Genomic DNA, 16,982 nt, shown 5'->3' on the forward strand with positions numbered 1-16,982 from the left:
GTGAAACGGTGGGCGAGGCGCGGCCATTCGCTGTTGAATCGGGGCGTCCAGCCGGGGCGACACGAGGCGGGGCGACACGAGGCGGGGCGACACGAGGCGGGGCTCGGCAAGCGATGGAAATCGTGATGCCCGCGGCGCAAGAGCGGACACATTGGGTCGAGCGCTCGAGCGAGTTCATCGAAGCGACGTCAGACCCGTTGATTGTTGGCGCAAGATTGCTCGCGGCGGTCTTACTGATGGTGACCGGCTGGGTAGCCGTTAAGTGGTTGGTGGCCAGTCCCGCGGCACCCTCGGTAACACGTGAACGGCTCTCGTTCGAAAGCGAAGTGGTTCCGGTCTTGGTCGAGAGAACTGGACACCTCGATAAAATTGAGGTGCAAGCGGGTGAACCGGTCGAAGCGGGCCAGACGGTTGCGGTCTTCTCGCAACCGGTCGACGACGCGGAACTCGAACGACTTGAAAAAGAAATTGAATCGGTCGAGCGATACATTGACGAACAGCAGCAGGAACTCGTCTCATTGCGTCAGAGCGACCCGAGCGGTCCGGTCAGAAATGATGGAAACGCGCAGGCTCAAGTGCGGATCTGCCAAGCCGAAGTCGACGCGGCTCGTGAGCGAATGGTGGAACTCGAGGAAGAAGCTCGGCGGCTGGTGCCGTTGGTTCGATTGCACAAAGTGTCGCGTGAACAAGCCATGGAACTCAGTCGCAAATTTGAACAGACTGAACTTCAGTTGGTGCAGCGAGAGTTGAAACTGAGAAAGGCGTTGATGGCAGTCAGCGACGACGTAGTCGAGACGCCGCAGGAAGTTTGGCAAGGAAGCAAGGAAGACAAGGAACGTTCGATCGCATATATCGAGAGTTCGATCCGTGAAAGCGAAGAGTACCTGTTGACGCTCAAGTCAAAGTTGCAAAGTATTGAGAAGCGAACCGTCTCTTGGACGTTCGTTTCGCCTGTCACCGGTATCGTTCAGTCCGTCGATGCCAACGTCGATGACTTGGTCAGCGATGGAGCTCCATTGGTTACGATTCGGCGCATGAATCCACAGCATGCGACGGTCGGGATTCCGGAGCAGTTTGCACAGAAGCTTTCGGTGGGCGGCGAATTTACCGTCTACGTTCCCAGGTTGGCTTGGGGGCAGACCGCGAAAGTCCGTTCGCTCCGACACGAAGACGATGAGACCTGGGCAGAAATCGATATCGTTGAGCCTGACGAAACGATCTCTGCTGATCTGCGTGAGACCGAAGAAGTCGAGGTTTGGTTGATGCGATAGGAACGCGGCGGCCTACGCTCGGATCGTTGCGGGGGAATTCAAGGACGCGTCGACGATCCGGAACCTCAAGCCTTTGATCGCGGCCCCGCCGTTGTGAAACGTCATGCCTTGATAGTCAACGCCGTCCAGATCGAAGTGCGTGTGTCCAAAATAGACATCGTGCACGCCTGACTCGGGCCCCTGACCGATCTGGTCAGCGTATTCACGAATGCGGCTCAGTACGACGAGTTCTCGGATCGACAGGATTGCCAGCCGGTGTAGCTTCGCATGAATCGCCAAGTCATAGGCGTAGTGCCACACCGGATGTCGACGTTTCTTTTTTTCCATTCGTTCGCGGCGAGCGTCTAAGACGGCGTGTTCGAGTGAACCGTCGGCGACATCACCGTGCAAAAACAGGCAGTGGTCGAGTCGTACGAAGTAGCGATGCCACTGGAAATTCTCTAGGCGGTTGGTCAATCTTTGAAGTCGATCCACAAAGGTAGGGTGTGAGTCGTGGTTGCCCAAGATGTAGTGAAACTCGCATTCAGGGCGTTCGGCAACCAGATCTTCGATCCAGCGTTCGGCCCGATTGAGTGTGTTTTCGGGACAGGGATCGGAGCTCCACTTGAAATCGAAGATATCGCCTCCCAGAACGACCGTATGGCCACAAGACGCCTTCTGATAAAGTTGTTCGACGATTCGGTCGCCGGTCGATCGACGAGAGAAAAGGTGAAGGTCTGAAACGAAATAACTTCCGCCGTATCTGTTCTCGTTCATACTATCCATCAGTCATCACTTCGTCGTTGAACTGAATCCAACCCTGTTGAGCAAGAGGCGATCATCACGCAATGGTACTTCCCATTCATGACGACAATTCAGATCGGACCATTTTCCCTTGGTTGAATATCGCATTGATTGTCGTCAACATCGTGATCTTTGTGTTCCTGCAAGGCATGGGCCAAAACGATGACTTTACGTTGGCATATTCCGTCGTTCCGGCGGAAATCATCAGCGGGGAAGACTATCAAACCGAAGATCGCGTGTTCGAGATCGCGACATCACAAGGGCAAATGCAGGTCCGTCAACCGGGGCTGAAATCGACGCCCATCCCGGTTTATCTGACTTTGATCACAGCAATGTTCATGCACGGATCGGTCGCGCATTTGCTGGGCAATATGTGGTTTCTATGGATTTTTGGCGACAACCTTGAAAACGCGATGGGACGCGGTAGGTACCTCGTTTTTTATCTCCTGACGGGCTTGATCGGGTCCCTTGTCCACGTCGCGGTCAGCCGCCTGGGAGAGTCCGCTTTGATACCCAGTCTAGGCGCCTCAGGTGCGATTTCAGGGGTGATGGGAGGCTACGTTTTATTGCACCCACAACGCCGCGTCACCGTACTGTTATTGCGAATCGTGACGGAAGTCCCTGCCTATGTGGCGGTCGGAATTTGGTTTTTGTTCCAAGTTGTCAGTGGGCTGGGGTTGCTAGGAAGCAGCGAAGGTGGCGTTGCCTATGGTGCCCATGTCGGCGGATTTATCGCCGGATTAGTGTTGGCCAAGCCGTTCGTGTTCGGCCGCGAGCAATCAGTCGATCGATCGTGGCATCGAACGCGAAGCTATCGACGCTAGGCACGTACCGCCGCAACTCGCGTCATCCGTCATGACGCGAAAGACTGTCGACAGCGAATCGAATTCGATTGGGAGAGATCTTTGTCATACCCGCGTCAGTTTGGTGACGCGGCCGGTTGCGACCCACTCGGCGACAATGATGTTTCCGTGCTTGTCGAAACAGGCGTCATGCGGATGGACGAATTTTCCATCTTGCCATTTTCGTGGATCCGATCGAATCGCACGTTTCGAATCGGCGGAAACTCGTTCGCGGTCATCGCCCAAAGTGGCAACCGATTGGTAGTTCGCGTCCAGCAATGACACGCGCGCGACGAGTTCTGGAACCAACATCAGTTCTCCATGTGTGTCGATGTTGGCAGGCAACCCGAAACCGTCGATCGTCGTTTGATAGTTGTGATCGATATCAAAGACTTGCAGCGTGTTGTGCGCACGATCTGCAACGACAATCGATTGCGAATCGGCCCGTCGATCAATCCAGATTCCGTGTGGAAGGTTGAAGGTGCCCTGTCCATCACCGGCACCGCCGAAGAAACCTTTCCAATGTCCATCGACGTCGTATTGGTGCACGACATAAGCGCCGTATCCGTCGGCGACAAGAAAATCACCATTGTCGAGAAAGGCAAAGTTCGTCGGCATAAATCGGTCACGTCCCCAAACGCCTTGTGGGTTTGTCGATTCACCATCGGCATAGCGTCCTGATTTCATTGGGGCAAAACGTTGCCAGACGACTTCGCCATCAAGAGTCAGTTTGCAGATCGTTTTCAGATGTTGGTAGGCCGAGACGTAAAGGTAGGGCGTGCCGTCTTCGACGCGGATATCCAAACCGTGACCGCCGCCTTGAAACTGTTCTCCGAATGCTTTGATAAACCGACCGTCTTCATCAAAGACAAAGATCGATGGATGGTCGGCAAGATTGGATTTGCCTTCGTGAATCACATAAAGCCGGTTGTCTGGATCCACGGTGACGTTGTGTGTCGTTTGCCAGTGGTACTTGTCGGGGAGCTGCGGCCAAGCATGCTGGTACTGAAACTGATAGTCACCTTGTCCGACCAAGTTTTGGGCGGCGGTACGTTTGGCGGTCACGATAGCTGGGGCCGCAGCAGCGGTGGCGACAAGAAATCGCCGTCGAGAAAGCGAGTGTGCCATGGTTGGGTAACCGTTTCACAAAAGGGGAGTTGAGGTGGGGAAGGGACCCCCATCTTATCATCGCCGGAACTCGGCAACCCCTTCGCGTGAAATTGCCCCATAAATGGTGAACAGAAAACCCGCTGCGGTGGGTCGACTACATGAGATTGACAACGAATTTCAATCTCCTTAGGCGGCCATCTTGACAACACTTGTTATTCTGAAGTTGGCGGACCGCTGGTTCGCCCCATCCGTCTCTTACAAACACCGAAAAGGTATTGCGATGAGCCAAGGAAAATTCTTGTCGTTGATCGTGGCAGCAGTCTTGGCGGCTTCTCCCGCGCCAGCACAAGAAGCCGAAAAGGAAACGACATCCCAACCAACGACGATGATTGACATCGGCGAATTCGAAGTCCCCGAGGGTGATTTGGACGAGTTGGTTGACTATGTCGACGAGCTGGACGAATTGCAGACTGAACTCAATCGACAGTTCAACCAGGCACAATCGAAAATAAACGATGCCATGCGATCGGCATCGGAAAAGATTCTGGCTAGCGACGGAGACCTATCCGACCGCCATTTCGCCCTCGCTGCGAAGCTGGTGCTGCCGGCACGAATTCGCGAAGTTGCCGATGCGACTCCGGAAGCACAGCGCGATCTGTTGGCCCTGACCAAGCGTCAGTTGCAAATCATCTTGGACGAGGGCGAAGCACGCCCCAACCTATCCAATGCGATGGCATTGGCGACATATTTGGAACGGATGGGCGATCCGCAAGTCGCCTTGGAGGCCAATGAAACCTTTGCCGACATGCTGCGAGACACCGATAACGCTCAGCTGCGAAGTTATCAGGCACGATTTGAATCGTCCGCAAAACGCTTGGCGCTGCTCGGACAGGAAATCAGTTTGGTAGGTGACTTGGTCGATGGCGAGGCATTTGACTGGGATTCCTACCGCGGCAAAGTTGTCTTGGTTGACTTCTGGGCGACTTGGTGCGGACCCTGTATCGCCGAAGCTCCCAACGTCCGCAAAAACTATGACCTTTATCACGACAAAGGGTTCGACGTCGTAGGCATTAGCTTGGATACCGATCGTGAACGATTGGAAGCCTACATCGCCAAAGAGGATGTGCCTTGGGTGAACTTGTTTAAAGAGGACGCCGGTTGGAAGCATCCGATGGCCGTCGAGTACGGCATCAACGCGATCCCATCGGTTTGGCTGGTCGACAAAGAGGGCAAGGTCGTTTCGCTGAACGCCCGTGGGGATGAGCTGGGCAAACAGCTTGCCAAATTGCTCGGTCCTGTTGAACCCGCCGAAGAGCCGGCGGCTGCGGAAGAAGTCACCAACTAGTCCGCTTTTTCGAAGTGGTCACGAAAACAACAAAGGCCGTTGATCGCGATGATCAACGGCCTTTTAATTTGTTGGCAACCATTCAAACGCAGAGCTACGACGTGACCTCACGTCTACGTCGCCGACGTCCTGTGCGGGCGAATTTTTCACGCACTTCTTTCACTGCCGCGACCAAACGTTCGACTTCGTCTGTCGTGTTATAGAGGTAGAAACTGGCGCGTGCGGTCGCCGTTTTACCAAGCGATTCGTGTAGTGGCATCGCACAGTGATGGCCGGCACGAACTGCGATCCCACGTGTGTCTAACCATTGGGCGATGTCATGCGCGTGCACTCCGTCGATCGCAAAGCTGACGATTCCCGTTTTTTTGTCAGGCGTTGGGCCGATGATTTCTACGCCCTCGATTTCTCGGAACGCATTGTCCGCCATCTCACAAAGCGCGTGCTCGTGTTGACGGATGTTTTCAAAGCCGACACCTTGTAAATACTTCAGGGCCGCTGCCAGCCCAATGGCTTCAACGATCGGCGGCGTGCCAGCTTCGAATTTTTCTGGCAAATGGTGCGGCGTAAAACCAGTGGTCGTGACCTTATCGATCATGCCACCGCCACCCAGGAAGGCTGGCATCGCATCGAGTAGAGCTTCTTTCCCATAAAGGACGCCGATTCCAGAGGGGCCGCATGCTTTGTGTCCACTAAAGACCACAAACTCGGCATCCCATTGTTGGACATCGATCGCTTGATGGGGAGCAGCCTGTGCTGCGTCAACCAATACCTTCGCGTCGAATTCATGAGCAAGTTTGGTCCAACGCTGAACGGGAAAATTCGTCCCGAGGACGTTGCTGCTGGAGGCGAACGCAAACAGTTTTGGACGCAGCGTTTCAAGCCGTTCCTTCACGACTGCATCGTCAATCGTGAAGTCATCTTGGAGTGGAAGGAACTCAACTCGGCAACCGACCCGTTCGGACAACTGGTGCCAGGGAACGATGTTGGCGTGGTGTTCGGCGATCGTCAGCAGAATCACATCGTCTTTCTGGACAAATTGGTTTCCCCAGGAATGGGCCACCAAATTAATCGCTGCGGTCGTCCCCGCCGTAAAGATGACTTCACGCGTTGAGCGGGCATTCATGAATTCACGTGTGGTTTCCCGTGCCGCTTCATACGCCGCAGTAGACTCTTCGCTGAGTGTGTGGATGCCGCGGTGGACGTTGGCATAATACCGTCGATAGCAATCCGACATCGCGTCGATGACAGCGTTGGGCCGTTGGGCGCTTGCCGCATTATCCAAGAACGCGAGCGGTTCTCCGGATGCAGTTTTTCGGTCAAGGACGGGAAAGTCGTTGCGAACATCCCGAGTGATCAGTGCCATTGCCTAGCTCTCCTCACCCAAGCTCGGACCGCCAAAATTTGGGTCGTCTTCATCATCGCCGTCTTCACCGATCGGCGAGTGCAGTGCCGACTGAAGTACCCGCCAAGAGAGCAGGCAGCACTTTTGGCGATTGGGAGTCAGCTTGGGACCGAACAGTTCCAGCATTTCGTTGGCTGAGAACTCGCGGACTTCCTCTGCCGTTTTGCCTTCGACTTTCTCGATCAGCATCGATGCCGAGGCTTGGCTGATCACGCAACCTTCGCCTTCGAACCACGCTTCACTGACCCGGCCTTCGCTGTCCAGGCGCAGATAGATTTCGATCACGTCGCCGCACAGCGGGTTTTTTCCCTGGTGCTCGTGCGTAGCGTTCTCGAGGAACCCGCGGTGATAAGGGTCCTCGTAGTGGTCTAGAACGTGTTCTTCGTAAATATCCTGCTCGTTAGCCATCGCAAAAGTCACGAGTGTCGTGCAAAGCCGGATCGTCGAAGGACACGCCAATCCGGCGGGGAATCAAAATTCGGAGTCAGCCTGCATGCCATAGGCCAGCAGGCTGCTATTTAAGTCTACGCTCGTTGTTAAAAATCGACGAGTCCCCCATTCGTCGTAAATTCCGACGTCGGTCGACGGACACGCCCTTGGTTCCTTACCGTTCAAGACGGGCTCAAGGCCTTTGGGTTCGGTTAAGATGGGGGCACCGCCTTTTCTGGCTTTCCCTCCCCCCGCTAATGAAGAGCGATATGCCGCTACATCCCTTCCGCAGTCTTTCCCGCTTTCTCCTCGCACCGGCAACCGTATTTCTCGCATTCGGTTTGGTCGCACTGCTGTCCCAAGTCGATTCGGCGGCTCTGCGAGCAGCCGAACTGGCTTCGACCCCACAGCGTGAGGGCATCAAGCCCCGAAACGTCGTGTTCATATTGACAGACGACCATCGTTACGACGCGATGGGTTTTATGGGGCACCCCTTTCTTGAGACGCCGCACCTCGATTCACTGGCGTCCAACGGCGTCCACTTGAAGAACGCATTTGTGACGACCAGTTTGTGCTCGCCAAGCCGCGCGTCAATTTTGACCGGCTTGTATACCCACAAGCACCGCGTGATCGACAACAACCGGTTGGTCCCCGAAGGCACGGTTTTCTTTCCGCAGTATCTTCAGCGTGCCGGATACGACACCGCCTTCATCGGCAAGTGGCACATGGGCGGCGCACATGACGATCCGCGTCCCGGATTCGATCATTGGATTAGCTTCCGTGGACAAGGAAACTATTTGCCGCCCGGTCCTAAATACACGTTGAACGTAAACGGCAAACGTGTAAAGCAAAAGGGCTACATCACCGACGAGTTGACTGACTATGCGGTTGACTGGCTAGACACTCGATCGAAGGACAAGCCGTTCTTTTTGTATTTGTCACACAAGGCGGTCCACGCGAACTTTACTCCGGCGGAACGACACAAAGATCGCTATGCCGATGCCGACTTGAGTTTCCTGCCTCGCGGCAATGAAATCAGCGCCGAAAACGACGCGCCACGTTGGGTCCGCGATCAACGCAACAGTTGGCACGGGATCGATTTTTCGTACCACAGCGACAAAGGGTTGGATTACCTCTACCGTCGTTACTGTGAATCGATGTTGGCCGTCGACGATAGCGTTGGCCGGGTTCTAGACCAACTGAAAAAGATGGGCATCCACGACGAAACGCTGGTCGTTTACATGGGCGACAATGGCTTCATGTGGGGCGAGCACGGATTGATTGACAAGCGTGTGTCCTACGAAGAGTCGATTCGGGTGCCGATGATGATGCAGTGTCCGGACCTCTATAAAGGCGGCACCGTTGTAGAAAAAGTGATCGGCAATATCGACGTTGGTCCGACTGTGTTGCACGCCGCCGGTTTGCAGACACCCGAGTACATGGACGGAAAGAGTTTCTTGGAGCTACCCAACAAACCCGAGATGCCGTGGCGTGACCACTTCTTGTACGTCTATTACTGGGAAAAGAATTTTCCGCAGTCGCCGACGCAGTTTGCATTGCGTGGCGATCGGTTCAAGTACATCACCTACTATGGCCTTTGGGATGTCGACGAACTGTACGACTTGACGACGGATCCGGGGGAAACGAAGAATCTGATCAAAAACCCGGACTACAAATCAGTCGCCAAAGAAATGGAGGACAAGCTGTACGAGATGTTGGGTGATGCGGGAGGAATGGAGATCCCAATGAATCAGCCCAAAGGCGGCAGCCAGAACAAACGCTGGGATGACCAAGGTGGCAATCAGGCGGCTGATTTTCCAAAGTCAATCGTGGTGGAAGAGCCAATCAACCGCGAAGCAAAATAGCTCGATCAAATTCGGTTCCGATTTCGTGACGAGGCTCCGGCTTCGTCACAAAATGGCAATTGGGATCGGCCAACACAGAGAAGTTCGGCCGACCACTGTCTTATTCTTTTGCGACCTTGATGAGGCCATATTCGCTTCGGAAGTACAACGCATCATTGCTGACGGCAGGACTGGCCAGGACGGATTCACCGAGTTTTGATTCGCCGATGACTTCTCCCTCATCGCCTTTATCAGCGACGACCATCACGGTGCCGTCGGACGAAACGATGTAGATCCCCGTTTCTGTTAACACGGGGGTCGCCCAGACGTTTTCGAGCTTTCCCAGTCTCTCCTGCCAAAGCACTGATCCGTCGCTGATCGAGCCAGCGATCAGGACTGATCCACGCGACATGTAAACACGGTCGTTTGATGCGACGGGGCTACAACGTTGTGGACGAAGCTTGCTGCTTTCCCATTGGATCTCAGCGTTGACGTCGGTATTCGATTTGTCGTCGAAGTCCGCCGACGCGACCCGAATTGCGGTCGTCGATTGACCAGGCACAATGACGTAGGGAGCTGCGTACGTTGCGGAGGCGGTGCCATCACCAGAGGCATCGAAGTGCTTGACGGTTTCGCCGGTGCGCGGATCAACCAAGTCAATCCCGCGACCATTGTGCATTGAAACCAGCCAGCGACGTTCGTCGACCAGCACCGGTTGTGGTGACGACCAATTCGATGATGCGGCGCGCTGATTGGTCCACAAGGTTTTGCCCGTTTCGATGTCGATCCCGGCGGCAAACGAATCACCTTGATTTTCGAGCTGCACGACTACCACGCCGTCGACGACCGCTGGGGAGCTGCTCATGCTGATGTCGTTGCCCGTCTTCGGATGGTCGATCGCAAGTGCACGATACCATTTCAGATGGCCAGCAACGTCGTAACAAACCAAGTCACAACTGCTGAACAACGCGACGATGTTTTCTCCGTCACTGGCGGGCGTCGGGGACGCGTTCGAACTGGTTGGATGTGTGAACGGTCGTCCCGTCGCTCGCATGGGGCGCGACCAAATCGGTGAACCGTCTTTTGTCGAATAAGATTCGACATACAAATCGCGTTCGTCCTCACCACCGCAACTGGTGACAAAAACCTGTTCGCCGATTACCAAAGGGCCGCCGATCCCTCGTCCCGCCGTGGCGACACGCCAAGCGATGTTTTTTCCACTCTCCGAATCAAATTCGGCAGGCGTGTTAGATTCTGGTGCAAACGATCGTCCGTCGCCTCGAAACCCTAACCAGTCCGCCGCTGGCAACGTTGTGGCGGACAATCCGAGGGTCGACATTCCCAGGGAAAGGTGAAACAGGCAGGACCGAATGATTCCAGATCGTTGTTTCAGCTCGATTGGCAGTTTCATTTGGATTCGTTGTGGGTGTCGCGAAAGCGTGCGTGTTGTCGTCGAATTGTAGCGGATTGGCGACGATTGGGGCGGGAGTTAGGCTATGGAGATTGTTGTGGTGTGGGGCAGGGTAGCGGCGACACCTTTGAATTCACGCTTTAAGCAAGATCACGCTGTATGCAAGAATCCGAATGCAAGATTTCGAGCCCCCATCGAATCGTGACTCAAACCTTGTCGCGACCACGATCGAGCAGCTTTATCGCGAGTCCTCACGCAAGGTCTTTGCTTCGCTGGCGAGGTGTTTGAGCGATTTGGATTTGGCCGAAGATGCGTTGCAAGACGCCTTCACGCAAGCGGCGACCCAATGGCAAACGGAAGGCATTCCGCAGAACCCGATTTCCTGGCTGATTTCGACGGGGCGATTTAAGGCGATTGATCGAATTCGGCGTGATGCAAAGATCGGTCAAAACGCGAGCGTGATTTCTGACCGGATCAGTCGCATCGCATCGATGAACGCCGCGCGAAGCGACCAAGCCATCGAAGACGATCGGTTGCGTCTGATCTTTACCTGTTGCCACCCGGCGATCGATCGAATGGTTCAGGTGCCTTTGACACTGCGCGAAGTCTGTGGTCTGACAACGGAAGAAATCGCCAGCGCGTTTCTGACGACGCCTACCGCGATGTCGCAGCGGATTGTTCGTGGCAAGTCGAAGATTCGCAATGCAAACATTCCGATCACAATCCCAGAGCTATCGGAACTGCCGTCGCGATTGGATGTGGTTCTGTCGGTGGTGTATTTGATTTTCAATGAAGGTTACTGTGCGTCCAGCGGTGACTCATTAACGCGTAGCGACTTGTCTGCAGAAGCGATTCGGCTGGGCAGGCTGTTGGTGGACCTGAGCCCGGATCCCGAAGTCAAAGGGCTTTTGGCGTTGATGTTGCTCCATGAATCGCGTCGCAAAGCCAGAAGCGATTCGGAAGGCAACCTTGTGTTGCTGGAGGATCAAGACAGGACGCAGTGGGACGGTGCGTTGATTGCCGAAGGAGTCGCATTGGTCGAAGATTCGATCGCCAGCCGTCGAGTGGGCGGCTACACGATTCAAGCAGCGATCTCTGCTGTTCATTCGCATGCGAAGTTCGCGGCGGAAACCGATTGGCGCCAGATTGTCGCGTTGTACGACGTCCTGATGCTTTTGGAGGCATCGCCGGTGGTGGAATTGAATCGTGCGGTTGCGGTTGCGATGCGTGACGAACCGCTTGCGGGGGCTGAGTTGATCGAAGCTATTCATCAGCGTGGGGAGCTTAAGGAATACGCCCCATCTTATTCCGCAGTTGCCGAGTTGCTTCGGCGGGGGGGCAAACGGAAGCGAGCTTTGTCCGCATTTGAACGTGCTTTGGAACTGACCACCCAGCAATCCGAACGGCGATTCCTCATGCAGCGAATCGCCGAACTTCGTAATCACCAATGAATCACTACTGATAAATTCAGGCAAACTTTTCGAATGGTTGTCGATTCCAGGTTCGGGTACACGACTGCTTCATGAACGAACCAATCGACTTCGTTGTCAAACAAAAGCGGGGGGATTTGATCCGATGAAGTACATGTTGTTGATTTACGGTGCCGAACAGGATTGGACCGACGACGAACGCCACGAATGCATGATTGAATCGAAACGCATTAGTGACGAGTTAAAAGATCAAGGCAAGTTGATCGATAGTGCGCCTCTTCACGGGGTTGCAAGTGCGACTTGCATCAGGGTCCGTGAAGGCCGACGAATGACGACGGATGGACCATTTGCGGAGACGGCCGAACAGTTGGGTGGCTTTTATTTGATCGACGTGGAAGATCTTGACGAGGCAATCAAGATTGCTGAGCGGTTGCCGCCGGCGTCCAAAGGCACCGTCGAAATCCGTCCGCTGCTACCGATTCCCGTCCCCAACTGAGCGTTCGCCGTCAAGATCGCTTTGCGAAACACTGGAATTGGCGAATTGGCGGATTCCCGTTCGCGGCGCCTGGAACTCGGTTGAATCGTGCCCTTCCGATGTGGGACACTGTGCCCGTTTCCAGTCCCAGCTCACGGAGTCTTCATCTCGGCATTGCCGAGAGGCGTGAACATGATCGCACGGCATGACGTGAAATCTTGGCGGCGTTGGTTTGCCGGCCGCAACGAAGTGCTGATGTTCAGCCTGGCGCTGATCCATTTGATCTGTGTCGCGATCTTGGTCGTGATCTGGGTTGATATGCCAGGTTTGCGGCAGCGCGCGGTCGAAGTACTCGGCGAAGCAAACTTGGACGAACCGTCACTCTTTCACTATGTCTTTATCGTCGAAGTCGTCGTGCTTTGGGTGATGGGCGGAATTTGGTGTGCCATCGTTGCGGAGTCCGTTGCCCACTGGTTGACTCGGCCCTGGGACGCCGAGATGCGCAAGCACCACCTTCAAGGATTGCTATTTTGTCTTTGTCCCGCGATGCGGATGGGGGCACGAAGTCCAGAGATGCATGGCCGGATCTGGTTGCCTGGATTCGGTTGGCGGCAGGGTGGCAAGCGATTACAGCGTCAGTTGGAGAGAAAGTTCAGCGTGCCGATGATGATCGTTGCACTGCTGATCATGCCGATCTTGATTGTCGAGTTCTTCTTGAAGGACCAGGTTGCCGCGTATGGTTGGCTCCGTTTGTTCCTGCACATGGGAACCGGCGTGATCTGGTTCGCGTTTGCGGCGGAATTCATTTTGATGGTTTCGATCTCGGACGCCAAGATTCAGTACTGCAAAGAGCACTGGATCGACCTGGCGATCATTCTGATCCCGCTCGTTTCGTTCCTGCGATCGCTCAGTTTGGCGCGGACGATGCGTCTTTCCAATCTGGTGCGATTCCAACAGTTGTCCAACGCGATGAGGGCGTACCGACTCCGCGGCATCGCGATCAAAGCGTTCCGAGTTCTTGTCTTGTTTGACGTGATCGAGCGTGTTTGGCGCCCCGACTGTCAGAAGCGAATTGAGAAACTCGAAGCCGAGTTAGAAGAACTCGAGAAACAGTCGCGGTTACTTCGACAGCGGATTGCACGACTTCGTATCGAAGCTGCCAATTCGAGTCCCGACAATGATTCAACCGCTGATGGTCCCGTCGAATCCTCGATTTGATCAGCGTGTTTGATTGGATACCGCCAGCGACTGTCTCCGGCGCCCGTCGAGAATTCGTTTCGCGATCACATAGCAGACGATCGCTGCGGCAATGCCACAAGCGTCCGCCAAAAGGTCCCAGACATCTGGGGTGCGACCGCGCGCGAATTTTTGACTCCACTCGTCCAGGCATCCGTAGAGAAACAAGATCCCCGCGATTCCCCCAAATCGCAGCACACTTCCGAATCGCTTGGACTCGTTCGAGTGCGTGACGTAACACATCAGCAGGGTTAGGACGAAATAGCCACCGAAGTGTTTGCTCTTGTCATTCAATCCGGGCGCGATCACAGTGGAGGATGGCAAATGCGTTCCGGCAAAGAGTACAATCCAGTACGAAGCGAGTAGGAAAATTCCCAGTCGCAGTCCGAGTATCTTGATTCCTGTTACAGGACGCATCGCTTCCGTTCAATTCTCGTGGGAGTTGGACTGGCTGGCTCACATCAACCGCACCTGGGGGAGTCGTCCCCAGAGACATTTTCGCAATCAATCGACGAGGAGACTGTTTTGAACTGCCGCCTTTCTTTCGCCAACCTTGCATCGAAGTATCTGATGCTCGCGTTATTGATTGCCACGAACGCGGTTGTCGCCATTGGACAAGACGCGTCGGCGGGGGCTACGGCGTCAGCCGCAGGAGAGCCCAAGGATAGTACGCAAACAGCAGAGAAGCCAAAAGACAAAACGGAATGGATTTCATTGAACGATCATTGGAAATCATGCCAGTTTGGTGGTGATGGCGAAGTGACGGTGAAGGACGGTTTGATTCGGTTGCAATTTGGTCAACCATTGACCGGGGTGCGTTGGACTGGGCCATTTGACGGTGAAGAGAAAAAAGCCGCCTCGGATACGAAGGTTCCTGTGCTGCCTCGCAATAACTACGAAGTGCGTTGGGAATGCCGGCGAGATCGCGGAATTGACTTCGTCTGTGCGGTCACGTTTCCTGTTGGCAAAGAGGTCGCTAGCTTTGTAATGGGCGGCTGGGGCGGCGGCGTGACCGGGCTAAGCAGTATTGATGGTCACGATGCGAGTGACAACGAAACAACGAACTTCAAAGCGTATGACAACGAGCAATGGTACAAGGCACGGGTTCGTGTCGAAGACGTCCAGATTACCGTTTGGATCGACGGAATCAAAATGTTTGATCTGCCCCGTAAAGACCGCAAGTTCGACATCCGCTTTGAGATGGATCCTTGTACGCCTCTGGGAATCGCGAACTTTGAATGCGATTCCCAAATTCGCAATGTAGCGATTCGCCGTTTGGATCCATCCGAGCTAGCGAAGGAAGAGGCGGACGAGTAACACGTCCGCCACTGAACGGCATAGAGCCGAACAACAGAGAGGATGTTGGAGGAGCCACGTCTATGCAAAGCTTGACGCAGAACGAGATCGACGAACACTTCATGGGACGCGCTCTAGAGCTTGCTCAGCAAGCGGCGCTGGCCGATGAAGTTCCTGTTGGTGCCGTGATCATTCGCGATCATCAGGTCCTCGGCGCGGCCTCGAACGAACGAGTGGCCTTAAAAGACCCCACCGCACACGCGGAGATGATTGCGATCACACAGGCCGCTGCCGCGATTGGCGATTGGCGGCTGGAGCGGTGCACGTTGTATGTGACGTTGGAGCCGTGCCCGATGTGCGCGGGGGCGATCTTGCAAAGCCGTATCCCGCGCGTTGTCTTTGGTGCGTCTGATCCCAAAGCGGGCGCCGTCACAAGCGTCTTCGAGCTATTGTCCGATCCGCGATTGAATCATCGCTCCGAGATCAGTTCTGGTGTAATGGCAGACCGATGCGGCCAGATTTTGACCGACTTCTTTGCGAGCAAACGAGCGTTGGGCAAGAAATAGCCTTGGTTGTCGGCGTCAGGCTGGCAATTTAGAGGGAGTTTTCCGTCTGAGGGTAGGGTGAAACGGTGCTGTTAAACTGTAGGGATTCGCAAGATTCTCGCACTTTTGCTGCATCTGGCGATAAACGGGCTAAGCACTGATGAGTGTCATGTCCGATAAGACCGTCACGACCGGATCTTTGTGCGAGTAACGCACAAGATTTCATTTTGCACCTTGGCGCGTGCCGATGGGGGGAGCCTGTAGCTTTCCAACGGCCGCTACGGACGACTTTAATTAGACGGTGGAACAGCGATGTCGGTACGGAAGCTGACGGCTAGAGTTATTGGATCTCTTGTGTTGCTTTGCGGCATGGCTTCGGCCCAAGCTCAACAGCATCTCCCAATTGCCGATCCATTCGAGTTTGAACCTGACTTTCGTTGGTTCGAGCCGATCTACGATGCGGATCTGGCAGACATGAAGCCCAGCAAGCGGGCGAACACAGGTTGGTTTGCAACCTATGACCGGCTTTACCTCTACGGTAGCCGGCCTGAAACGAACGATGTCACCTTCGGTGAAGCTGACACACGGCTCGACCACGGTGCGGGCCACCGATACGAACTGGGATTCATGTTGCCCGACGCGGACACAGGATACCTGTTCAGCTGGGTCAAAAACGACGTGGGCGCGTTTTTCCGCCAACGTCATGAGCGAGCCAATCGCTTGAACGAAGACGAGCAACCCGACCTCAACGCTGGCGCAACGAACCCGTCTAGCCCTTTCGGTTACGAAGCGATCCCTGGCGTTGGCAACAACCTGGGTTTTCACTACCGCTTCGTTGACGAACTGGACAGCCTGAACGTTGTCTCGTTCGACAGCTACGAGCTGAGCAAGACTTGGCGTATGGAGCCGTATCACTACGGCGGGATTTTGGAGCCGATGGTTGGCCTTCGTTGGTTCCGAATCAAGGACACCTACGCGGCATCGAACTTCGTTTCCTCGAACGATCCGGAACAAATCCTGGTCCCTACGTTGGAAACAAACTTCGGCAACGGTGCCGAGCAACTGACGATCAACCAAGCGTTCACAGAAAACGAAGCGTTGACCGCACAACTCGGTTTCCGATACTTCAAGTACATCAACCGGTTCATGGTGTCGGGCGACTTCCGTGTCTTCTCGGGCGGTAACTGGCAAAGCAGTTACAAGAACCGTTGGACGGAGACGGTTGTTTACGACACGACTGCACCGATCACACAAGGTGCTGGGATTGATCGCATCCTGCGAGAAGCGACACCTGAAGTCCACTCACGCAACGAAGAGTTCTTCCTGGGCTTTGACGTCCGCGGTGACTTGGCATACCAGCTGACGCGAGACTTCACCGTCCGCTGCGGATTCCAGTTGATCGACATCGAGCGTGGACTGTGGCGTGGTGGCGACGGCGAGGGCGGAACGGTTCCAGGCGGTGACAACGATCAAGACTACTTGATGGTGGGTTACACCTTTGGACTTACCTTGAACCGGTAACGTCAAACGATCCGGTCACTGTTGGTGCAAAAGAAAAGCCGC

Annotated in this window: 16 protein-coding genes; 10 read left to right on the forward strand and 6 right to left on the reverse strand. The window is 54.8% G+C overall.

All coding sequences use genetic code 11. The features are described from left to right. On the forward strand, positions 1-1,271 hold a 1,271-nt coding region (locus CGZ80_RS19335; protein WP_094417331.1), incomplete at its 5' end, for an HlyD family secretion protein. A 12-nt stretch (positions 1,272-1,283) separates the two neighbouring features. Here CGZ80_RS19335 and CGZ80_RS19340 read toward each other — a convergent pair. Continuing rightward, positions 1,284-2,027, reverse strand: coding sequence for a metallophosphoesterase (locus CGZ80_RS19340; protein ID WP_094417332.1), 744 nt, complete (start codon positions 2,025-2,027; stop codon positions 1,284-1,286). A gap of 71 nt (positions 2,028-2,098) precedes the next feature. Between CGZ80_RS19340 and CGZ80_RS19345 the strand changes: the two genes are divergently transcribed. Next, on the forward strand, positions 2,099-2,878 hold the full coding sequence (locus CGZ80_RS19345; protein ID WP_094417333.1) for a rhomboid family intramembrane serine protease: 780 nt from the start codon (positions 2,099-2,101) through the stop codon (positions 2,876-2,878). An 84-nt stretch (positions 2,879-2,962) separates the two neighbouring features. Here CGZ80_RS19345 and CGZ80_RS19350 read toward each other — a convergent pair whose 3' ends face one another. After that, the gene (locus tag CGZ80_RS19350; protein WP_094417334.1) at positions 2,963-4,024 is read right to left on the reverse strand and encodes a hypothetical protein; all 1,062 of its coding nucleotides are present in this window, start codon (positions 4,022-4,024) and stop codon (positions 2,963-2,965) included. 262 nt (positions 4,025-4,286) lie between these two features. Here CGZ80_RS19350 and CGZ80_RS19355 point away from each other — a divergent pair, with 262 nt between their 5' ends. Then, positions 4,287-5,351, forward strand: a complete 1,065-nt coding sequence (locus CGZ80_RS19355) for a peroxiredoxin family protein (protein WP_143544038.1) — start codon at positions 4,287-4,289, stop codon at positions 5,349-5,351. 94 nt (positions 5,352-5,445) lie between these two features. Here CGZ80_RS19355 and CGZ80_RS19360 read toward each other — a convergent pair whose 3' ends face one another. Both CGZ80_RS19360 and sufU read right to left on the reverse strand, forming a co-directional pair. After that, positions 5,446-6,714 (reverse strand): SufS family cysteine desulfurase, encoded by a 1,269-nt coding sequence (locus CGZ80_RS19360; protein ID WP_094417336.1) that lies wholly within the window; start codon positions 6,712-6,714, stop codon positions 5,446-5,448. Positions 6,715-6,717: 3 nt separating this feature from the next. Next, a complete protein-coding gene (gene sufU, locus CGZ80_RS19365; RefSeq protein ID WP_094417483.1) occupies positions 6,718-7,161 on the reverse strand; it encodes a Fe-S cluster assembly sulfur transfer protein SufU in 444 nt (147 codons plus the stop codon). Between the two features lie 290 nt (positions 7,162-7,451). Between sufU and CGZ80_RS19370 the strand changes: the two genes are divergently transcribed. Further along, positions 7,452-9,047 (forward strand): sulfatase, encoded by a 1,596-nt coding sequence (locus CGZ80_RS19370; protein WP_094417484.1) that lies wholly within the window; start codon positions 7,452-7,454, stop codon positions 9,045-9,047. Between the two features lie 100 nt (positions 9,048-9,147). On the opposite strand, the gene CGZ80_RS19375 is transcribed toward CGZ80_RS19370, so the two are convergent. Then, positions 9,148-10,437 carry a PQQ-binding-like beta-propeller repeat protein gene (locus tag CGZ80_RS19375; RefSeq protein WP_094417337.1) on the reverse strand — a complete coding sequence of 430 codons (1,290 nt, stop codon included), beginning with the start codon at positions 10,435-10,437 and terminating at the stop codon, positions 9,148-9,150. 173 nt (positions 10,438-10,610) lie between these two features. Here CGZ80_RS19375 and CGZ80_RS19380 point away from each other — a divergent pair, with 173 nt between their 5' ends. From CGZ80_RS19380 to CGZ80_RS19390, 3 genes are all read left to right on the forward strand, one after another. After that, on the forward strand, positions 10,611-11,888 hold the full coding sequence (locus CGZ80_RS19380) for an RNA polymerase sigma factor (protein ID WP_094417338.1): 1,278 nt from the start codon (positions 10,611-10,613) through the stop codon (positions 11,886-11,888). Between the two features lie 124 nt (positions 11,889-12,012). Continuing rightward, positions 12,013-12,363: a YciI family protein gene (locus CGZ80_RS19385; RefSeq protein ID WP_094417485.1), complete on the forward strand. Its 351-nt coding sequence runs from the start codon at positions 12,013-12,015 to the stop codon at positions 12,361-12,363. A 171-nt stretch (positions 12,364-12,534) separates the two neighbouring features. After that, complete coding sequence (locus CGZ80_RS19390) at positions 12,535-13,560, forward strand: hypothetical protein (RefSeq protein ID WP_094417339.1); 1,026 nt, start codon at positions 12,535-12,537, stop codon at positions 13,558-13,560. On the opposite strand, the gene CGZ80_RS27695 is transcribed toward CGZ80_RS19390, so the two are convergent. Beyond that, on the reverse strand, positions 13,561-13,995 hold the full coding sequence (locus tag CGZ80_RS27695) for a VanZ family protein (RefSeq protein WP_143544039.1): 435 nt from the start codon (positions 13,993-13,995) through the stop codon (positions 13,561-13,563). 108 nt (positions 13,996-14,103) lie between these two features. Here CGZ80_RS27695 and CGZ80_RS19400 point away from each other — a divergent pair, with 108 nt between their 5' ends. The 3 genes from CGZ80_RS19400 to CGZ80_RS19410 all read left to right on the forward strand — a co-directional run bounded on the left by CGZ80_RS19400 (position 14,104) and on the right by CGZ80_RS19410 (position 16,940). Further along, a complete protein-coding gene (locus tag CGZ80_RS19400) occupies positions 14,104-14,895 on the forward strand; it encodes a family 16 glycoside hydrolase (RefSeq protein ID WP_143544040.1) in 792 nt (263 codons plus the stop codon). A 62-nt stretch (positions 14,896-14,957) separates the two neighbouring features. Further along, on the forward strand, positions 14,958-15,440 hold the full coding sequence (gene tadA, locus CGZ80_RS19405; protein WP_094417341.1) for a tRNA adenosine(34) deaminase TadA: 483 nt from the start codon (positions 14,958-14,960) through the stop codon (positions 15,438-15,440). A gap of 348 nt (positions 15,441-15,788) precedes the next feature. Next, positions 15,789-16,940 (forward strand): hypothetical protein, encoded by a 1,152-nt coding sequence (locus tag CGZ80_RS19410; RefSeq protein WP_094417342.1) that lies wholly within the window; start codon positions 15,789-15,791, stop codon positions 16,938-16,940. Positions 16,941-16,982: the final 42 nt, after the last annotated feature.

It is taken from the genome of Rhodopirellula sp. MGV (assembly GCF_002251265.1).
Classification (GTDB): Bacteria; Planctomycetota; Planctomycetia; order Pirellulales; family Pirellulaceae; genus Stieleria; species Stieleria baltica_A.